At 37.5% G+C, this 19,044-nt stretch carries 14 protein-coding genes; 6 read left to right on the forward strand and 8 right to left on the reverse strand.

Annotation, left to right across the window (positions count from 1 at the left end):
• Positions 1 to 243 precede the first annotated feature (243 nt).
• The gene (locus tag ACN0TV_RS10210; RefSeq protein WP_417362705.1) at positions 244 to 1,623 is read right to left on the reverse strand and encodes a RagB/SusD family nutrient uptake outer membrane protein; all 1,380 of its coding nucleotides are present in this window, start codon (positions 1,621 to 1,623) and stop codon (positions 244 to 246) included.
• 6 nt (positions 1,624 to 1,629) lie between these two features.
• Positions 1,630 to 4,677 carry a SusC/RagA family TonB-linked outer membrane protein gene (locus ACN0TV_RS10215; RefSeq protein ID WP_417362707.1) on the reverse strand — a complete coding sequence of 1,016 codons (3,048 nt, stop codon included), beginning with the start codon at positions 4,675 to 4,677 and terminating at the stop codon, positions 1,630 to 1,632.
• A 472-nt stretch (positions 4,678 to 5,149) separates the two neighbouring features.
• On the opposite strand from ACN0TV_RS10215, the gene ACN0TV_RS10220 reads away from it, so the two are divergent.
• The 5 genes from ACN0TV_RS10220 (at position 5,150) to ACN0TV_RS10240 (ending at position 12,175) form a co-directional block, all read left to right on the forward strand.
• Positions 5,150 to 6,427: a serine hydrolase domain-containing protein gene (locus ACN0TV_RS10220; protein WP_417362709.1), complete on the forward strand. Its 1,278-nt coding sequence runs from the start codon at positions 5,150 to 5,152 to the stop codon at positions 6,425 to 6,427.
• Between the two features lie 294 nt (positions 6,428 to 6,721).
• Positions 6,722 to 7,180 carry a (2Fe-2S)-binding protein gene (locus tag ACN0TV_RS10225; RefSeq protein ID WP_417362711.1) on the forward strand — a complete coding sequence of 153 codons (459 nt, stop codon included), beginning with the start codon at positions 6,722 to 6,724 and terminating at the stop codon, positions 7,178 to 7,180.
• Positions 7,181 to 7,216: 36 nt separating this feature from the next.
• The gene (locus ACN0TV_RS10230; protein WP_417362713.1) at positions 7,217 to 9,475 is read left to right on the forward strand and encodes a molybdopterin cofactor-binding domain-containing protein; all 2,259 of its coding nucleotides are present in this window, start codon (positions 7,217 to 7,219) and stop codon (positions 9,473 to 9,475) included.
• Between the two features lie 276 nt (positions 9,476 to 9,751).
• Positions 9,752 to 10,741, forward strand: a complete 990-nt coding sequence (locus ACN0TV_RS10235) for a formylglycine-generating enzyme family protein (protein WP_417362715.1) — start codon at positions 9,752 to 9,754, stop codon at positions 10,739 to 10,741.
• A 90-nt stretch (positions 10,742 to 10,831) separates the two neighbouring features.
• Positions 10,832 to 12,175, forward strand: coding sequence for a Gfo/Idh/MocA family protein (locus ACN0TV_RS10240; RefSeq protein ID WP_417362716.1), 1,344 nt, complete (start codon positions 10,832 to 10,834; stop codon positions 12,173 to 12,175).
• A 163-nt stretch (positions 12,176 to 12,338) separates the two neighbouring features.
• Here ACN0TV_RS10240 and ACN0TV_RS10245 read toward each other — a convergent pair whose 3' ends face one another.
• Positions 12,339 to 13,286, reverse strand: coding sequence for an aldo/keto reductase (locus ACN0TV_RS10245; protein WP_417362718.1), 948 nt, complete (start codon positions 13,284 to 13,286; stop codon positions 12,339 to 12,341).
• A 400-nt stretch (positions 13,287 to 13,686) separates the two neighbouring features.
• Between ACN0TV_RS10245 and ACN0TV_RS10250 the strand changes: the two genes are divergently transcribed.
• Positions 13,687 to 14,994 (forward strand): dipeptidase, encoded by a 1,308-nt coding sequence (locus ACN0TV_RS10250; protein WP_417362720.1) that lies wholly within the window; start codon positions 13,687 to 13,689, stop codon positions 14,992 to 14,994.
• 14 nt (positions 14,995 to 15,008) lie between these two features.
• On the opposite strand, the gene ACN0TV_RS10255 is transcribed toward ACN0TV_RS10250, so the two are convergent.
• The 5 genes from ACN0TV_RS10255 to ACN0TV_RS10275 all read right to left on the reverse strand — a co-directional run bounded on the left by ACN0TV_RS10255 (position 15,009) and on the right by ACN0TV_RS10275 (position 18,964).
• Complete coding sequence (locus ACN0TV_RS10255) at positions 15,009 to 15,467, reverse strand: universal stress protein (protein ID WP_417362722.1); 459 nt, start codon at positions 15,465 to 15,467, stop codon at positions 15,009 to 15,011.
• Positions 15,468 to 15,599: 132 nt separating this feature from the next.
• On the reverse strand, positions 15,600 to 16,292 hold the full coding sequence (locus ACN0TV_RS10260; protein WP_417362723.1) for a hypothetical protein: 693 nt from the start codon (positions 16,290 to 16,292) through the stop codon (positions 15,600 to 15,602).
• Between the two features lie 165 nt (positions 16,293 to 16,457).
• Positions 16,458 to 17,756: a carboxypeptidase-like regulatory domain-containing protein gene (locus ACN0TV_RS10265; protein WP_417362724.1), complete on the reverse strand. Its 1,299-nt coding sequence runs from the start codon at positions 17,754 to 17,756 to the stop codon at positions 16,458 to 16,460.
• A 436-nt stretch (positions 17,757 to 18,192) separates the two neighbouring features.
• On the reverse strand, positions 18,193 to 18,576 hold the full coding sequence (locus ACN0TV_RS10270) for a hypothetical protein (RefSeq protein WP_417362726.1): 384 nt from the start codon (positions 18,574 to 18,576) through the stop codon (positions 18,193 to 18,195).
• Complete coding sequence (locus ACN0TV_RS10275; RefSeq protein WP_417362728.1) at positions 18,569 to 18,964, reverse strand: hypothetical protein; 396 nt, start codon at positions 18,962 to 18,964, stop codon at positions 18,569 to 18,571. Before ACN0TV_RS10275 ends, ACN0TV_RS10270 begins: the two co-directional genes overlap by 8 nt.
• Between the last annotated feature and the right edge of the window lie 80 nt (positions 18,965 to 19,044).

The following is a 19,044-nucleotide window of genomic DNA, read 5'->3' on the forward strand; positions in this document are numbered from 1 at the left end:
CGCGCCGTAAACCGTGTTGAAAAATCGAATGCTATGTGTTGCGCTATTGCTCATCTAGCTTCAGGTTTAAAACCCAACCCATCGCTATGCGTGGTTGGGTAGTTTATAAGCAGTCATAACATGTTAATACAAAGAAAGAGAACTACAAGTATGCTCAATAAGGTAGTACGCAATCAAAAGAGCGCTCGATTTAATTAATGGAGCGCTCTTTCATTGCTAATTCAAATAAATATAATTCAAATTTTAAGGGTTAGGTTCCATATTGGAGTTGGCATCAAGTTCTGCATTTGGAATTGGATGAATTCTACGCTTGTCTCCATAAGGAATGGTAGCATTAATATTTTGTTCCGCATCTACTTCAACGATATCATATCCCATCCGTTGTAAATCCCAATAGTAATGGCCTTCAAAAAGGAACTCCTTTCTTCGCTCTTCAAGGATGTTTTCTTGGGTTACTACAGTATACAACGTAGCTCCTCTGTTTTCAGGGATGGAATTTAACCATGTTAAACTTTGCGCATCCCCGAGTTCGAATAAAGCCTCGGCGTAATTTAGAATGACTTCCTCATATCGAATGAGAACAATATTGGAGGATCTCGATGGATATTTACCCATATTTCTCAATCGGGTATTAGAACCAACAACTTCAGTTCCAAGAATATCGGCTCTAACATCACCATCTTCGTACAGTTCGTAAAATACAGTAGGGGTCACAGAAATATCCCCATAAGAAGTTCCACGATAGATATATTCCAATCCATTAATACCCTCATTATCCGTGTCGTCATACGCCAGTTCAAATATGGAATTGCTTGGGTTGTCAACACCAAAAGATGAAACAAAAGTCGACTGATCTATAATACCATATACCTGAGCGTCAATTACTATTTTCGCGGCATCTCTAGCATCTTCCCAACGTTCAAACCAGATGGCCATTCTCGATTCGAATGCTTTCGCAGCATATTTTGAAATAAAAGTCTTTGAATTGGCATCGAAGAAATCAGTACTCATCATAGTATAAGCGGTCCGAATATCATTCATTATGCTCTCTTGATTTTCCTGAATCGAGGCTCTTGCTGGAATTTCATTCTCTCCTTTAAATTCGGAGATATACGGAACTCCTAGTGTTCCACCAATGTGTTTCTGACCAAACGTCTTTAGGAGATCAAAATGAGCCAAAGCTCTCAAAGCATAGGCCTGTCCTTGTAGGTGCTTTGCATAAGCTGCGTTTTCAGCATTATCCTCGAGCATACCAATATCCGCACCAATTATAATATTGGCACTCGCAATCAATGCATACGCATTGTCCCAAATATAGAGACTGTTGGCGTTGTATGCGAATCCGGCTTCAGTGGTGAAGCGGCCTGAATTTCCATTTGCCCACGTATTTGGCGTGCGTACCTCATTGGTGATGATGTAATCTCTTCCGTAATACTCAGAGGTCGTGATCCGGTTGTAGGCACCTTTTAAAATACCCTCTATATCGGCCGAGGTCTTAATAGCCTCGCTAGCTTCTTTGTTTTGTTCCAATGATGGATCGAGATCATGCGTTGAACAAGAGCCCAAACCAAGAATAAGTATAAAGAAAAAGAAGGAATAAAACGTTCTATTTATTTTTAGCATAATTACTTAAATTTTAAAATTAACACCTAATACAACAGATTTGGTTGGAGGGGTAAATATCTCAAGAAACCCACTAGCATCTACTTCAGGATCCCAAACCAAATTATCATCTTTTACCCAAGTCGCAAGGTTAGTACCTTTAAGATAGATCCTACCATTGATGATATTGAGTATTTTATTTACGCTCTCTGGTAAATTATATCCAATGGTGACATTCCTTAGTCTTGCAAAATCTCCATCAAAAAGATATTTGGAATTTAACTCCCAAGGTTCGAAGGCAGAAGTAACTTTTGCCTCTCTAGTAATATCTCCTGGATTCTGCCATCTGTCGAGAACAGTATTTATCCCTTGATATGCATTAAAGGAATAGGCGTTACCTTGACTTGTATATAAATGCCATCCTTCGTATATCTTATGTCCGCCTTGATAGAAAACATCAGCGTCTATATAGAAACCTTTATAATCGATATGAAAATTGATCCCACCTGAAATGGTTGGTAGCGCACTTGCTCCTTGCCAATCTTTTTCTGCGTCATTGTAAACGGTGGTGGTTTCTCCTTCAGAACCACTGATGTAATATGTATTGACTCCTGTATCAGGGTCAACTCCGGCCCAAGTAGGTAAATACCACTCATAAGCTGCGTGTCCAGATTCCACCCTTTGAGATCCGGATGTAATATTAATTTCCTTCCCAGCACCATCTTTGGCTAGTTCTAAGACCTCGTTATCATTGGTAGCGAAATTTCCACCGATTCTCAGGTTGAAATCATCTGATCTTACAATATCAAACTCAAGCTCAACTTCAAATCCTTTGTTTTCCATACGTCCAACATTCTTAGTCTGACTGCTGAAGCCTGTAGTACGAGAGAGAGGAACATTAAGCAAAAGATCTTCTGATTCTCGGGTGTAGTATCCAACTGATCCACTGATGCGGTTTTGAAATAAGCCAAAATCTAATCCGAGATCTAGGGTACGGTTCGTTTCCCATGTCAGATCATCATTTCCATAAGTAGATGGGAATGCCGCTGCAGTACCTGCGTAATTGGTGCTGTACTGGAATAGCACTTGATAAGTGTTAAGATCTATATTAGCATTTCCAGTAACTCCATAAGAAGCTCTTAATTTCAACAAGTTGATATTATCACTTGAGAGAAAATCTTCACGGTGAAGATTCCAAGCTGCACCTACTGACCAAAAGTTCCCCCAACGGTTTTCAGAGCTGAACCTAGAGTTTCCTTCCCTTCGATAGGTTCCGTTAAATACGTATTTATCATCAAACGAATAAGAGACGGTTCCCATATAGGAAGCAACAGCCCAATCCGTAAATGATGAAGAGGCAGATAGGGGACTTCCTGCTGAGCTAAGGTTGGTTAATCCATCTGTTCCAAACTCATTAGCCTCGGCTAATAAAAAATAGTTACGATTCTCTTGAAATTCCTGTAAGGCTTTCAAATCGATCTTATGTCTGTCAAACTCCATGGTGTAATCCAAGGAATTCTGGAAGACATAACTAACTGAGCTATTATGAGTCTGCCATCCATTTCCATTGGTAGCAGCTCCATCTCCGGAAATTCTGTTTCGATAGTTCTTATAGTTGATAACTTGATAATCTATGGAAGCCGAGGTCGTGAAAATAAGATTTTCAATCGGGGTATCCCAGGTCAAAGAATTATTAGACAATATCCTATTAAACTTGTTGTCGTCGATTTCCTCTTTAGCTATCCAAAGTGGGTTAGGAAGTCTGGTACCTAAGTTTATAGTACCATCTTCATTATAAGGCTGGTAAATGGCCGGCATAAAGAATTCTGCTGCCCTAGGAGCAGAGAAGTAGGCGCTTCCTTCCAACATTCCATCTTGGAAAGTATGGGAAACGTTATTGATGGTATTAAAGGTTAGTTTATCGCTAAAATTCTTGGAGAAATTCAAGGAACCGGAAATTCGCTCATACCTTGAACCTATAGCAGTTGCCTCTTGTTTGTAATATCCAAGTGAAGCATAAAAATTATGATCGACCCCACCGCCATTAGCAGAAATATTGTACTGCTGTATGGGAGCGTTTTTGTTCTTAACAACGTTTTGCCAATCTGCCTCTGGGCGTCCAGCAGCATTCCATTGGGTGTAATCACTTCCAAAACTACTAGGGTAGGTTTGATAAAAATCTTTGGCCTCGCCTAAGCTAAATTCATAATCTTCCCCATAATCATTATAGAGCGCTTCATAGAATAACATTTCCTGTTCGGCTGCAGTGAGTACGATTGGACCGTCGACTGCATTGTTTGCAAATCCATAGGAAGTACTAACATCAAATACCGTTTTACCAGCACGTCCAGATTTGGTAGTAATCACAATTACACCATTGGCACCTCGAGCACCATATGCAGCAGTAGAAGAAGCATCCTTAAGCACAGTGATGCTTTCAATATCACTACTATTAAGACTTGAAAGTGCAGTAAGGGATGAACCTGAGGAAGATCCACTTACATTGGGATTGACAACTGCCACCCCATCAATTACATATAAAGGTTCGTTCCCGGCTGTGATGGAACTCCGACCACGAATTCTGATATTAGAAACAGCGCCCGGTGTACCTGACGCAGAACTAATATTTAAACCAGCCACCTTTCCTTGTAGCGCCTGATCGACCGAAACAGTAGTGGCTGCCACTAATCTTTCAGAATCAAGTTGTACAACGGATCCTGTAATATCTTCCTTTTTCTTGGAAACATACCCCATAACGATGACTTCTTCTAATTCCGAAGCATCTAGGGAGAGCTTAACATTCATTTGGGTAGCATTTCCAACTGTTCGGGTTTCAGTTTTGAACCCAATATAGGAGAAGGTCAAAACATCGGCGCTTACTACATCGATTGCGTATTGTCCTTCAAAATCAGTTTGGGTTCCTTGATTGGTGCCTTGAACTAGAATGTTTACACCGGGAAGTGCAAATCCATCCTCATCAACAACAGTCCCTGTCAATTGCTTAACTTGAGCAAAAGAGACCTGCACCAGTAACGCTAAAAACAGCACTAAAAAAGTTTGTGATTTTTTTTTCATTTAAATAAGGTTTTAAGTGTTAGAAGATTATTAACTACAACCTATAAATGGCTATATGTTAATAAAACCTTAAAATTAATAGTATTATGTATGATTTCAATAACGTTTATTAACCCTTTATGGTACTAAATTACCATTTATAAGGAAGAATTTTCTGATAATAGTACATTATACTATCACAAATAAAACTTAAAAAATAAATTAATCTCACAGATAAAAACCTCCTACATAAAGGCTTGTATATTATTAGCTAAGATTTAAAGCAAATCTAATTCAACAAACCTCACAGTAAAGTAAGTAGGGGCGAGGTAGAATTTTTATTGTCAGTGAAGAAAAAACAAATTGACAAGCACTTCATTAATAGTGATTGATTTTATTTAAAGAGGTAATCAATATAAATAAAGACAATCCCTTTTATAACAATTACAAAACCATTTAATTTGTATTTACTAACTATTAACTTTAATTAAAAATGACTCTCCAAAAGAAACTTTCCACTGCATTATTAATTTTGGCTGTTCTAGTCCAAAGCAGTATTTATGCCCAGTCCTTTACCGAAACACAAGCAGAAGATGTGGGCTTTTCCAATCAAAGACTTGAGTACCTAACAAAAACTTTTGAGGGGTTTGTTCAAGATGACGCTCTTCCTGGGTCCGTACTTCTGGTAGCACGAAATGGAGAAATTGCATATTATAAGGCCTTTGGTAAAAGGGATATTGAAGCCAATGAGCACATGGAAAAAACGGATATTTTTCGTATCGCATCGCAAACCAAAGCAACGGTAAGTGTCGGAATTATGATCCTACAAGAAAGAGGTCTCTTAACTATTACTGATCCAGTTGGGAAGTATATCCCTGAATTTAAGAAAACAACTGTCGCAGTTTCTAATGAGGATGGTGGTTACACCGTTGTAGATGCCAAGCGACAAATTACCATCCGTGATTTACTCACTCACTCCGCTGGTGTTGGCTATGGGAATGGTATCGCTGCTGATAAATGGAAGGAAGCAGGAATTCAAGGTTGGTACTTTGCAGACCGTAAGGAGCCTATTTTGGAAACTGTAAAAAGGATGGCAAAACTTCCTTTTGATGCGCAGCCAGGAGAAAAATTTGTTTATGGGTATTCTACTGATATCCTTGGTGCTCTTATCGAGGTGGTTTCAGGTGAGAGTTTAAAAGATTTTTTAACTAAAAACTTGTTCGAACCACTTCAAATGAATGACACGCACTTTTATCTACCAAAAGACAAGAAAGATAGACTTGCTGTAGTGTATTCAGCAACGGAAACTGGAATTGAAAAGGCTCCTAATCCAGGTACAATGGCAGGGCAGGGAGCTTACCTTAAAGGACCTCGTGTAAGCTATTCAGGAGGAGCCGGCCTTTTGAGTACCGCATATGATTATGGACGCTTTCTTCAAATGATGTTAAACCAAGGAATACTCGATGGCGAAAGAATCCTGTCTCGAAAATCCGTGGAACTCATGACCGTGGATCATATTTCTAATATCAAGTATCCTTTAAATAATGGAACTGGTTTTGGATTAGGGTTTTCTATTATAAAAGATCTAGGTGTTAAAGGCACTATGGGCTCTGTTGGTCAATTTGGTTGGGGAGGTGCATATCATTCAACCTATTGGGTTGATCCTTCTGAGAATATGGTTGTAGTATATATGACTCAAGTGATTCCATCAAAAACCCCAGAGGACCATCAAAAATTACCATCGTTAATATATCAGGCTATTGTTGATTAATTCAACGCATCCATTCTAAAAAATAATTTGGCTTCTTATTTTCAAACCAATATCTCATGGTTATTGAAAATGAGGAGCCATTTTCGTATTGGTATTTGATTCCCATAATGTACGGCTTGCCAAAAAGACTCAGATGAGATGGCATCAGTTGACTTCAATTCTCATTTCACCTACAAATAATTAACCTCGATTCTTGGCAATCATTGATTGATTTAAATGTAAAATAATTGCTAATTTTTTACATTTCATTTCAATATTTAATACAATCTCAGTACCTTTTACAAAAATAACATTATGGCTACATTTAATCTAACAATCAATGGGGAGTCACGTCAGGTCGATGTGGATCCTACAACGCCTATGCTATGGGTGCTCCGAGATCACTTTAATCTTGTAGGAACTAAATTTGGATGCGGTATTGCACAATGTGGTGCATGCACAATTCATATTTCTGATGTTGCAGTTCGATCATGTCAGTTACCCGTATCAGCCGTAGGAGATCAAAAAATAACAACCATTGAAGGCTTGTCTGAAAATGGAGATCATCCAGTTCAGAAAGCATGGTTAGAGCAAGATGTCCCGCAATGCGGGTACTGTCAAGCAGGACAAATAATGTCTGCATCTGCATTGTTGAAATCCAATCCTAATCCAAGTGATGAGGAAATTGATCAAGCTATGAATGGCAATATATGCCGTTGTGGAACCTATATCAGAATCAAGAAAGCAATCAAGACGGCTTCGTCTTCAATGTAAATCGGCATTACTACTTAATTACTAAAATCAAGAACTGTGACTTTAATCAAAACATCATACGGAAGAAGATCATTTCTCAAGACATCAGCACTAGCTGGTGGTGGGCTCGTTGTAGGTTTCAGCTGGCTAGCGTCTTGCAACCCATCTACTAAGGAAGTTGCAAAGATGCCAAAAGAGTGGTTTGAAATAAACGGTTATTTAAAGATCGGAGATAATGGACTTGCAACAATAATGTCTCCAAACCCCGAAATAGGTCAAAATGTTAAAACCTCTATGCCGATGATCGTAGCTGAAGAGCTCGATATCGATTGGGATAATGTTATTGTGGAGCAGGCTCCTTTAAACACAGCCATTTTCACACGACAACTTGCAGGTGGGAGCCAATCTATCCGACAAGGATGGGATGGACTTCGTATGGCTGGAGCAACAGCAAGGCATATGCTTAAGCAAGCAGCAGCACAGCAATGGGAAGTTCCCATTACTGAAGTAACAACGGAAAAAGGGGTTATAAGCCATAAGGCCAGCAACCGAACTGTTGGATATGGTGAGGTTGCTTCATTAGCAGGGACATTAACTGCTCCAAAAGAAGTTGAACTCAAAAATTATGATGAATTCAAAATAATAGGGACGCCAACAAGAAACGTCGATGGTTTAAAATTGGTAACAGGTAAACCTTTATTCGGTATAGATCAATACCAAGATGGAATGCTTACGGCAATGATCGTAGCTCCACCAGCATTTGGATTAAAGCTCAAATCCTATGATGACTCAAAAGCACGAGCAATGGCTGGTATTAAGGATGTTTTTACCATAAACACCTATGAAAATGTAGAAGCTAAAAGTATGTTTGATGTCGATGCTTTTCCAGAATTAATCGTGGTCGTCGGAAATTCGACATGGGAAGTAATGCAGGCTAAAAAAGAAATCGTAGCGGAGTGGGAGCCCTTTGAAGAATACCAGGAAAACTTCGCTGATTTTTCAGGCGAAAATATAATTTCTCAAAAGGTACCTGCTGGAAGAGAAAATAGTGAAGATCACTATAAGATAATGGAGGCCATGTCTCTAAAAGCTTCTAAAATTGCGCGAAAAGATGGTGACCCGGAATCTGCCTTTAAAGAGGCAGCTAAAATTATTGAACGTAGTTATACAGCACCGTTCTTATCTCACAGCACCATGGAACCTATGAATTTCTTTGCCGACGTAAGGGCCGATAAAGCAATTCTTAGCGGGCCAACGCAAACACCAGAGTATATGGAAAAATCCGCTGCTGCAAGATTAGGACTTCCATTAGATAAAGTGGAACTTAAAATGACCCGACAGGGTGGTGGTTTTGGGCGAAGACTATATGGCCATTTTGTGGTTGAAGCCGGTGTGATTTCTCAAAAAATGCAAACACCTATAAAGCTTGTATACACCCGTGAAGATGATATGGCCTTTGGAACCTATCGTCCCACATATCATGCACGATATCGCGCAGCGTTGGATAAAGACAATAACCTTATCGGATTTCACGTAAGGGCAGGAGGTATACCAGAGAGTCCACTATTCGCTAATAGATTCCCAGCAGGTGCTGTGGATAATTATCTCGCTGAATCTTGGGAAGTGCCTTCTAATATTACCGTAGGGGCATTTAGAGCTCCTCGTTCGAATTTTATCGCTGGTGTAGAACAAGCCTTTTTAGACGAAGTCGCTGAAGAAGCTGGAAAAGATCCAATTGAATTTAGATTGGAATTATTTGAAAAAGCTAAAAACAGTCCAGTAGGAGAGAACAATGATTATGATCCGGATCGTTATGCAGGCGTTCTAAAATTAGCTCGTGAGAAGTCAGGATGGAATAAAAATTCTGACGAAGGAGTATATAGAGGTGTTTCTGCTTATTACTGTCATAATTCGTATGTAGCTAATATTTTGGACATGGTTGTTGAGAATGAGCAACCTGTGGTCAAAAAAGTGTATGCCATTGTCGATTGTGGAATCGTTGTCAATCCAATTGCTGCCACCAATATGGTAGAAGGTGGAACTGTTGATGGGATTGGGAATGCCATGTATGGTGGACTAATCTTTAAAGATGGAGCACCATTTCAGCATAATTTTGATCGATATCGTTTAATAAGACATAAAGAGAGCCCTAAAGAAGTAGAAGTTCACTTTGTTGAAAATAAGGAGCATCCAACAGGTTTAGGTGAGCCACCATTTCCACCCGTGATGGGAGCACTGGCAAATGCACTATACAGGGCTACCGGTAAGCGGCATTACGATCAACCATTCATCACCAATAAAAAAATTGTAGGATAGCAAATAAAACGATATAAATTGTATCGTAAAACATAAAAGTGTAAAGGAATAAGGGGCAATGAAATTAAGATTTGATGTCCCTATTTCTTTTTTTAGGGGTTATAACAAAATTCAACCAAAATGTTCGTTTGCTAAAAATTAACATATAAACTTTCGGGTTTGCATATGCCTAGATTCAATTTTTTGTTACCTTGTTATTTAATAGCTAAAACGGCTAAATTGTAGGAAAAAAGTTCAAAAAACTAACAAAACGTAAATATTATACATAAAACACGAATGAAAATTACCTTCAGATTACTACTATCATCACTTGCGCTATATTCTGTTAATAGCTATTCACAAAAACAAAAACCACAAGATTACACTCAAAAAATCGCTGGAAGCGAATTAACAATACATATGATCGGAATTCCTGCTGGAGAATTTCTAATGGGGAGTCCTGAATCGGAAGATAAAAGATTAGAAGATGAAGGCCCACAACACAAGGTTAAATTAGATGCCTTTTGGATAGCATCTCATGAAATTACTTGGGAGCTTTATGACCTTTATTTACAACGAGCTCTTGATGATGTTGATAATCCTGATAAGTCCAAGGATGTCGACCTCGACATTGATGCCGTTGCTGGTGCAACCATACCATATGTAGACATGAGTTTAGGAATGGGTAAAAGTGAAGGTCTTCCTATTGGAAATGTTACGCCTTTAGCTGCTTCTAAATTTTGCGAATGGCTGTCCGCAAAAACTGGCCATTTTTACAGGCTTCCAACGGAAGCAGAATGGGAGTATGCCGCTAGAGCAGGTTCTCAAACTGCTTATCATTTTGGAGACGATCCGTCACAGTTAGCGGACTATGCCTGGTTTATGGATAATAGTGATGATCATTATCACGAAATAGGACAAAAGAAACCGAATCCATGGGGATTGTATGACATGTACGGAAACGTAGCTGAATGGACCTTGGATCAATATCTTCCAAAAGCGTATAAAGACAGAAAGAAAGTCACTAAAAATCCACATGAAGTCGCAACTGATCCATATCCATGGTCACTTAGAGGCGGGTCATACTACGATCAGGCTGAGTATTTGAGAAGTGCATCACGTTACGGTTCTACAGAAAACTGGAGAATGAGAGATCCACAATTCCCAAAAAGCTTATGGTGGAATACAGATGCGCCGTTTGTTGGGTTTAGAATTGTCAGAGATCCAAATCCACCTGCAAAAGAAGATTATGAAATATATTGGGGGGAAAGTAATCCTTCAAAATAGAACTTAAAATATTTTAAATAATAAAGAGAATTATTAACCTAAATAGCTAAGATCGTTTAGCGATTAAAAAACTATACTAATTATTTAATTATGGGAAATTCGAATAAAAAACCACTCCTTAATATAAGTGGTTCTAGAAGGAGTTTTGTCAAAAGCACGGCATTATTTTCAGCTGGAATGATGTTACCGGCAACAGAGATGAATGCAATGTTTAATACTTTAAATGACAAAACCTTAAAAATTGCTTTAGTAGGTTGTGGTGGTAGAGGTACTGGTGCAGCAAATCAAGCACTCAAAGCAGATGAGAATGTTCAACTCGTCGCTATGGCTGATGCTTTCGAAGATAGACTTAATGGAAGTTTACAGCACCTTGAAAAGGAATTTGAAGGCACTAAAAAGGTTAAGGTTAAGGACAAAAATAAATTCACAGGATTTGACGCTTACAAAAAGGCAATAGATCTAGCAGACGTAGTTATTCTAACAACGCCTCCCGGATTTAGACCTTATCATTTTGAATATGCTGTAAATGCAGGCAAGCATGTTTTCATGGAAAAACCATTAGCAGTAGATGTTCCGGGTATACGAAAAGTTCTGGAAATGGCTAAGGTTGCTAAGGCTAAAAAATTAAATGTAGTTGTTGGTTTACAACGTCGCTATCAAAAGAATTATATTGAAATAGAAAAACAAATCCGTTCAGGAGCTGTTGGAAAAATCACTTCCGGTCAAGTATACTGGAACAGTAGTGGAGTATGGGTACACCCTAGAAAACTTGGACAGTCTGAACTTGATTATCAAATGAGAAACTGGTATTACTTCAACTGGCTTTGTGGAGACCACATCTTAGAACAGCACATTCACAATATCGATGTGGCTAACTGGTTCATCGGTGAACACCCAATCTCTGCACAAGGAATGGGGGGACGCTTAGTGAGGACAGGACCTGAGCACGGTGAAATATTCGATCACCATTTTGTAGAATTCAAATACCCAAGTGGTGCCATTATTTCCAGTCAGTGTAGACACCAACCTGGAACGTGGTCTAAAGTTGGTGAAGATTTCCAAGGTACTAAAGGTATCGTAGACACCAATGATGCTGGTGCTGCCAGAATATTGGGTTATGATAACGAAGATATTTTCTCTTATAGAAGTAGAAATGATCCAAATCCTTATCAACAAGAGCACGATGAGCTTTTCAAATCTATTCGTGACAATGGTGTCATTAACAATACAGAATATGGCGCTCATAGTACCATGAGTGCTATCATTGGACGAATGGCTACTTATTCAGGGCAAGTTATCAACTGGGATGAAGCTATGAAATCAGAACTTCAAATTATGCCTGCAGAGGTTACTTGGGATTCCACACCACCTTCATTACCAGGAGCAGATGGAAATTATCCAATTCCAATGCCAGGAAAAACAAAAGTGATGTAGGGAGGGACTTATTCCAATTCCAATTGCTTAAGGTAATACATTATACTAAAAAAGGGCTTCAAGTTTTAAGTAATTTGAAGCCCTTTTTACAAGGGGTGAAGTGGCCAAATTTCTTAAGAGAGATCATTATGCACCCAGAATATTCTATAAAATGCTTTCGAGATTACTTGCTTACGCTATCCAACAAAGTCAAGTCTGCATCATCTAAACTCAATGATACACTGGACAAAACTTCACTTAACTGTGCTTTGGAAGTAGCACTGGCAACTGGTCCACCGATATTTGGTTGAGCAGATAACCAAGCTAGGGAAACTGCAGCTGGAACGGTATTGTGTTTTTTTGCAATATCATCTAAAGCATACAAAATATTATGTCCCTTGTCGTTCAAATACTTTGCAACTCCTTGTCCTCGAGGACTTTTTTTAAAATCATCCTCTGAGCGGTATTTTCCAGTCAAAAACCCTGATGCTAAAGCATAATATGGGAAAACCGTCAACTTATGTTCAGCTACAATAGGTGCATAATCTGTTTCATAACCTTTGCGTTCTACCAAATTGTACAACGGTTGTAACGCTTGGTATTTTGCTAAATTATTTTTATCTGAAAACTCCAAGGATTCTATCAAACGCTCAGGCGAAATATTAGAAGCTGCAATATGTTTTATCTTTCCAGCTTTTATCAATTCATCAAAGGTTGTTAATATATCTTCGACAGGCGTTTTTCCGTCATCATAATGCAGGTAATACAGATCGATATAATCGGTTTGCAATCTTTCCAATGATTTTTCAACGGTCTCTAAAATATGCTTTCGGCTGTTATCAATCCCATGTACACCAGTTGGACCACCCACTTTGGTGGCGATAATCAAATCGTGCCGATTACCTCGAGCTTTCATCCATTTCCCGATAACAGTTTCGGACTGTCCACCTGGACCTCCGTCAATCCAGTACGAATACATATCAGCTGTGTCGATAAAGTTGAAGCCAGCCTCTACAAAAGCATCTAATATTTCAAAAGATTTTTCCTTGTTTAATGTCCATCCAAAAACATTTCCTCCAAAGTTAAATGGACTAATTTCCAAATCAGTTTCTCCGATTCTAATTTTTTTCATATTCATCTTTATTTATTAATAATACTAACTCAAACTGCACTACAATGTCTTTAATATCACAAATTTATCAATAAAAGAATCAGCGTTGGTAGTATTATATATTAATTGTATTGTACTGGGGAGCGATATTAATTAAAACACGCAAAATTCTGTAGATCTTCAATTTCGTTTATATATTAAATGAACCATAATTTATATTATGTAAAATAGGAAATGTAAGAACCCTCCTTGACTACAAAATTCTCAGAATTTATATAAAATTGATGGCTTGCAAGAATTACATAATTCTTACAGTGAACGACTTCTCCTCTAAATCTTTTAATATAGAGGGAGAATTTCGCAATTTTTAGTTAAATTATTATATTTACTATTGATCAATCTTATTTAATGCAACGATTTTATGAATATTACTAAATTCTTTAGCCTAATTATTTTATTGTCAACTATTGTTATTTATGGACAAACTGAGCTAACCAAATACACTGATACCGAGTTAACGCAAAAAGCAAAAGAAATTCAAGATCAAATCATAACTATAGATACACACTGTGATTTTGACCTAAATAATTTCACTTCTCAGGTCAATTATACGCAAGACATTAATTCACAGGTGAATTTACCAAAAATGAGAGAAGGCGGATTAGACGTTGCCTGGTTGATCGTTTATACCGGGCAGGACTCTCTTAATGCCAATGGCTATAAAGTTGCTTACGAAAATGCCATGAATAAATTCAACGCAATTCATCGTCTTTGTGAACAATACGCACCTGATGAAATAGGTCTCGCTTTAAATTCAGATGATGTAAGACGCATTCATAATCAAGGCAAACTAGTAGCTATGATCGGTATTGAAAATGGATATTCTATAGGAACAGATATCAATAACGTAAAGGAATTTTATGATTTAGGCGGCCGTTATATGTCCTTAGCACATCAAGGCCATAGTCAACTCTCAGATTCCAATACCGGAGAATCTGATGGTACCTGGTTACATAATGGCCTAAGTCCTTTAGGAAAACAAGTTATAGCAGAAATGAATAAATACGGGATGATGATAGATATTTCACATCCTTCTAAAGAAGCTATGCGTCAAATCATTGCACTAAGTAAGGCACCTATTATTGCTTCCCATTCCTCTGCCCGAGCCCTGAGTAATCACAGCAGAAACCTCGATGACGAGCAATTAGAATGGATTAAAGAAAATGGCGGAGTAGTCCAGACCGTGGCCTTTGCAGGCTATGTTGATGTCGAAAAAAATGCGAAATTTCAAGAACTTGCAAACGAAATATTCTACAAACAAGCTGAAAAAGAAGACTTTAAGGTACTTAATAATGAAGAGTACAAAAAGCTAGGCACCACTGAAGCTGAACTTTACTATAAAAACTTTAAAAGAATACGCCAGACCATTAAACCTCAAATAGATGAACTCCAAAAAACTGCGGATCCAGTGAATGTAGCTGATTTTGTGAATCACATTGACTATATGGTAGATAAAATAGGAATTGATCACGTAGGAATTAGCTCTGATTTCGATGGCGGTGGTGGTATATATGGTTGGGAAGATGCTTCTGAAACTTTAAATGTCACCAAAGAATTGGTAAAACGAGGCTACTCAAAAGAAGAAATAGAAAAATTATGGGGTGGCAACCTATTGACTGTTATGGATAAAGTACAAGCAGTTGCCAAAAAAATACAGTCTGGGAAGTAAGACGTAAAATTTTCTTATTCAATTTTTACAGGAATCATGTGAACTGGAATTGTCGTTTTTTCAAGCACTCCGTTTGCTACTGTGCCAATTAAGAACTTTTCTAGCGCACTATGACTATGAGTTCCCATGACAATGAGATCTGCTCCCCACGCTTTAGCGTAGTCCAATATTGCTTTTGCAGTATCTCCCTCAGCAACATGAGTCTTTAATGTTTCATCTCCAATATGTGAAGCCACAGTTGAAACATACTCTCTGGCTATGTTTTTCATTTCATCATGAATCTTGGGATCATAAGAAAGATTCATAGATTCAAAGCCCATAAAAGCTGGATATTGTGATCCATAATACTGCAAATTCGTAATCACATGCAGTAAACAAACTTCTGCGCCCATACTTTTGGCGAGTTTATATCCATCCATAACCACTTTTTCGGAAGATGGATTGTAATCTAAAGCAATCAATACTTTTTTCATTGGACCATTTTTTAAAATTCTTATTGCTTATTATTAGTGTTCAACAATATAACAATCAGCTTCTTAAAGATACCTAATTTTTCAGAATAAGTAAAGATTTTAAGTTAGAATTAATGTTCGATAATGGTCTAGCTATTCTTCTTTAATGACCATCAAAGAGGCCTTGACATTGGTGGATAAATTCCATTCATTCGATGAAATTATATTTCCCTGATCGTCAAATACAGCGAACTGAGCCGTATTTGGTGTATATGCACCTTCATTTAAGGCTCTAAATTCAATTTTATTGAATCCTTTCTCAAGTTCAAAATAGAAACCTCTAAAGGTTCCTGTCAGTAAAACATTAGGTACCACTACTCTATCATTAATTATAATATTAACGCGGTCACCATCCACGCTTCCGTGGTCCCTGCACATTATTTTTACGTTTTTAGATTTGGTTCGAAATTCACCGAAATACTGTGTTGTTGTAGCCCCAACCTTTTCGCTGTCACGAACTCTAAAGTCTTTGTTCATTCTTTTGACGAAACTGTCCCCAGCGTTTAAAAATGCCTCATTGCTTTCCATTAGGTTGACATCTTTATTAGCCATCTCTAAGGCAGATTTATTTGGTGACTCAGGTGTCTTTGGAGCTTTAATATCCGGAGCAGCCTCAATATCTAGTGGTATGGGATCTTCAGCCTCAGGGCTTTCTATAATAATCGGGTCGAGTCCTTCTAATTCTATAGGAGTATTGGGCAGTTCACCTTGTGCATAACCTATCGAGCCAATTAATAAAATAAACAGAGAACTGTAAAATTGTATTAGTTGTTTTCTCTCAATCATATAATTCAATCATTTGCTGGTAAAAATACAAACCAAAAGCATGCCAAATCATTTCAAAAAAGTTAATTTATATTCTAATATCAAAAAATAAAGCCAATTTTTTAAACATTTGTGCATTTAAAAAATTGGCTTCCTTGGTTGGTCAATCAAGTAATCATGTAAAAATTAACTTTTATCTCTTTCCAACTGTCTTTGAATTTTGCTGATCGCGGATTTAATAGACTTTTCAGGTTCAATCACATTATAAGCTCCCCAAAATTCCGGGTCCGAAAACCCTGATGCCTCGTCAGCTATAATAATTGACGGTTTCATACGGTCACGCCATCGGACATTACTCCCGGAACCATTCTGATGCCAGTCTGTGATGGCCATTTCACTACTGACATAATATTTTGAATTGAATAACTTCCCTTTTCTATTTACAACAAATGCTAGTTGCACATTTCCATAGCCATAATACCACTTTCCGTTCTGTATACGATAGTCAACCCTATAAGACGCATCGGTTGGATATACTTCAATATCATGAGGCTTATGTCTTACCAATAAATTGCTGGCGCGATCACGATCTTCTACATTTAGATTAAATACAGCACTCGCAAGGGCTTTAGTGGCCGAGTCAATATATAGCTTTCCATAGAACAGTGGTTCTTCTACTTCTTCTTTCTGTTTAAAACTAATCACATAAACCGGTTTGCCGTTAATGGTAGACCCTTTAAGAAAGGAAAAGTCGTAATATGAAATCAAATCTTCACCAAATATATATTCAGGATACTTCATAACGTCAACAAAGAGAGGTGTAAAGGGACCGCCTTGTAATTTTAAAGCCACAGTATCCAGTCTTGAATAATTACTGCTCTTCCTTGATTTATATAAGTCTATAATGTCTTTTCTCCCTGAACTATTTGGCTGCTTGTATATATAAGCTACAGCTTCAGCCAACGAGGCATTTTTACTCCGCTTTTTAATCGTCTCTCTGTAAAATGCAGTCATTTTAACTGGATTCTCTAGATAATTTTCACCCTTGTTGTTAAGCATCTGCTTTACCAGTTCCAAGGCGTCCTTGGGAACGACCAAGTCTATTTGTTTTAAGTTAATAGAAATTGGTTCTAAGCTGATGATATTATTACGGCTCTTTAGGGATCTGATAGGTATAATTTTTTTCTGATAGCCTAAAAAGGATACCGCGATGTCCTTGTTGATTAGAGAGTCAGGAATCTTTATTGTAAATTCACCTTCAGTATTGGTAACAGAACTAATATTGGTGTTGTCCACAGTTATGGTTGCAAATACAAGTTCACCATTAGTTTCGGCATCCACAACCAATCCGTGATACTCTTCAAATTGGATTGTATCTTGAATCTGAGGCAATACAATACCGGATGTGCCCGCCTGAACATCCAAGGACAATAAATTCAAAAGTAAACCTAAAACTAACACTATTTTAGTGGCATATTGTCTCATAGCTACTTTTATTTTCGTTTAAAACCTACAAAAGTTACAATTTTTTTAGCAATTATAAGTACAAGAAAAACTATTTAACACAGAAAATCCCTTTGTTTTGTAAATAGACTTAGCTGGAATTGGTTGTTCGCAATCTTGCTTCTACCCTGCTCTATTGCAATCTATAAAATATGGGCACAACTAATTGAGTATGCCGCCAAAGAACAAGATCCAAAAAAAATCTCCCATCATAAGCATCAGGGAGATTTAAGTACAAAGTAGGATTCAGGTAAGACTTGAGGCAAACCCTTCAAACATTGTTGAACCTATAGAATTTGGGGCTCTCTATAATTTCAAATTAAAAGTAACCCAATTCTCTGGGGTTAAAAACTTTTTGTTGTCAATTACAATTTTTTGTATGTGAAAATGTAAGTAATAATCTATTGGTATTTTACGATTATTCTTTATTAACACACTCCTTCTTATTTATGAGCTCAACAACGATATTCTCCAAATCAGATAAACTGACTGGACTTGATAGATACCCTTCAACTTGTATATTGTTATTGTCAATGACCAGTTGTTGCCTTTTGTTTGAAAGTATTGCAACCATAGGTGTTTTAATTCCGATAATAGCTCTTATTTCAGAAAGAATTCCAATGGTATTTAGGTTATTGGAATGCAAACCTATAAGAACTATATCTGCACCAAGTGTTCGCAACCCTTGGAAATTAGAATTACTTAGATGGTGGACATCAAACTGAAGTTTTCTCAATCGGAATCGAACTAAAGATGCTACCATCTTGTCCTCTTCAATGAGCGCACATTTATATTTAGTCATCGAGACATTCGATTTGATTATACAAGCTTGTTAGCACTAATTTATACTCCGTTTTAAATTGATTCAAAATATCTTGAATTTTCCAATATGTATCCAAATGCTGACATTCCTTTTGAATTAAATCCACATAATGAAGTAAAACAGGAGCTTGAACCATCTCTAAACCATTTTTTATTTTGTGTGCTCCTCGAGAAATAGAGAACCTGTCTTTGGCTTTAATACATACCTCAGTAGTATCGTAAAACTCTTCGATATTATCGTTTAGAAGTACAATGATTTCATTGAGATACTCTTTGTCTCCTAGACACTCAGTAACGAGTTTTGAAATATCGACGTTTTTTGTATTTGATTCTTTCTTCACTGTAAATAAATTAATATGACTCTTCATTGCTTAACTTTTAAATCAATGCATTTGAGAAAGTTCTACATGTATTACTACTGTGATTTGGCGCATTAGAGTCTTTTAGC

It is taken from the genome of Galbibacter sp., assembly GCF_048266365.1.
GTDB lineage: Bacteria > Bacteroidota > Bacteroidia > Flavobacteriales > Flavobacteriaceae > Galbibacter.

Coding starts and splice junctions, on each gene's coding strand:
- ACN0TV_RS10215 (WP_417362707.1), bottom strand. CDS start 4,677: ATGAAAAAAAAATCACAAACTTTTTTAGTGCTGTTTTTAGCGTTACTG.
- ACN0TV_RS10275 (WP_417362728.1), bottom strand. CDS start 18,964: ATGAAGAGTCATATTAATTTATTTACAGTGAAGAAAGAATCAAATACA.
- ACN0TV_RS10255 (WP_417362722.1), bottom strand. CDS start 15,467: ATGAAAAAAGTATTGATTGCTTTAGATTACAATCCATCTTCCGAAAAA.
- ACN0TV_RS10260 (WP_417362723.1), bottom strand. CDS start 16,292: ATGATTGAGAGAAAACAACTAATACAATTTTACAGTTCTCTGTTTATT.
- ACN0TV_RS10265 (WP_417362724.1), bottom strand. CDS start 17,756: ATGAGACAATATGCCACTAAAATAGTGTTAGTTTTAGGTTTACTTTTG.
- ACN0TV_RS10220 (WP_417362709.1), top strand. CDS start 5,150: ATGACTCTCCAAAAGAAACTTTCCACTGCATTATTAATTTTGGCTGTT.
- ACN0TV_RS10210 (WP_417362705.1), bottom strand. CDS start 1,623: ATGCTAAAAATAAATAGAACGTTTTATTCCTTCTTTTTCTTTATACTT.
- ACN0TV_RS10245 (WP_417362718.1), bottom strand. CDS start 13,286: ATGAAAAAAATTAGAATCGGAGAAACTGATTTGGAAATTAGTCCATTT.
- ACN0TV_RS10250 (WP_417362720.1), top strand. CDS start 13,687: ATGAATATTACTAAATTCTTTAGCCTAATTATTTTATTGTCAACTATT.
- ACN0TV_RS10235 (WP_417362715.1), top strand. CDS start 9,752: ATGAAAATTACCTTCAGATTACTACTATCATCACTTGCGCTATATTCT.
- ACN0TV_RS10270 (WP_417362726.1), bottom strand. CDS start 18,576: ATGACTAAATATAAATGTGCGCTCATTGAAGAGGACAAGATGGTAGCA.
- ACN0TV_RS10225 (WP_417362711.1), top strand. CDS start 6,722: ATGGCTACATTTAATCTAACAATCAATGGGGAGTCACGTCAGGTCGAT.
- ACN0TV_RS10240 (WP_417362716.1), top strand. CDS start 10,832: ATGGGAAATTCGAATAAAAAACCACTCCTTAATATAAGTGGTTCTAGA.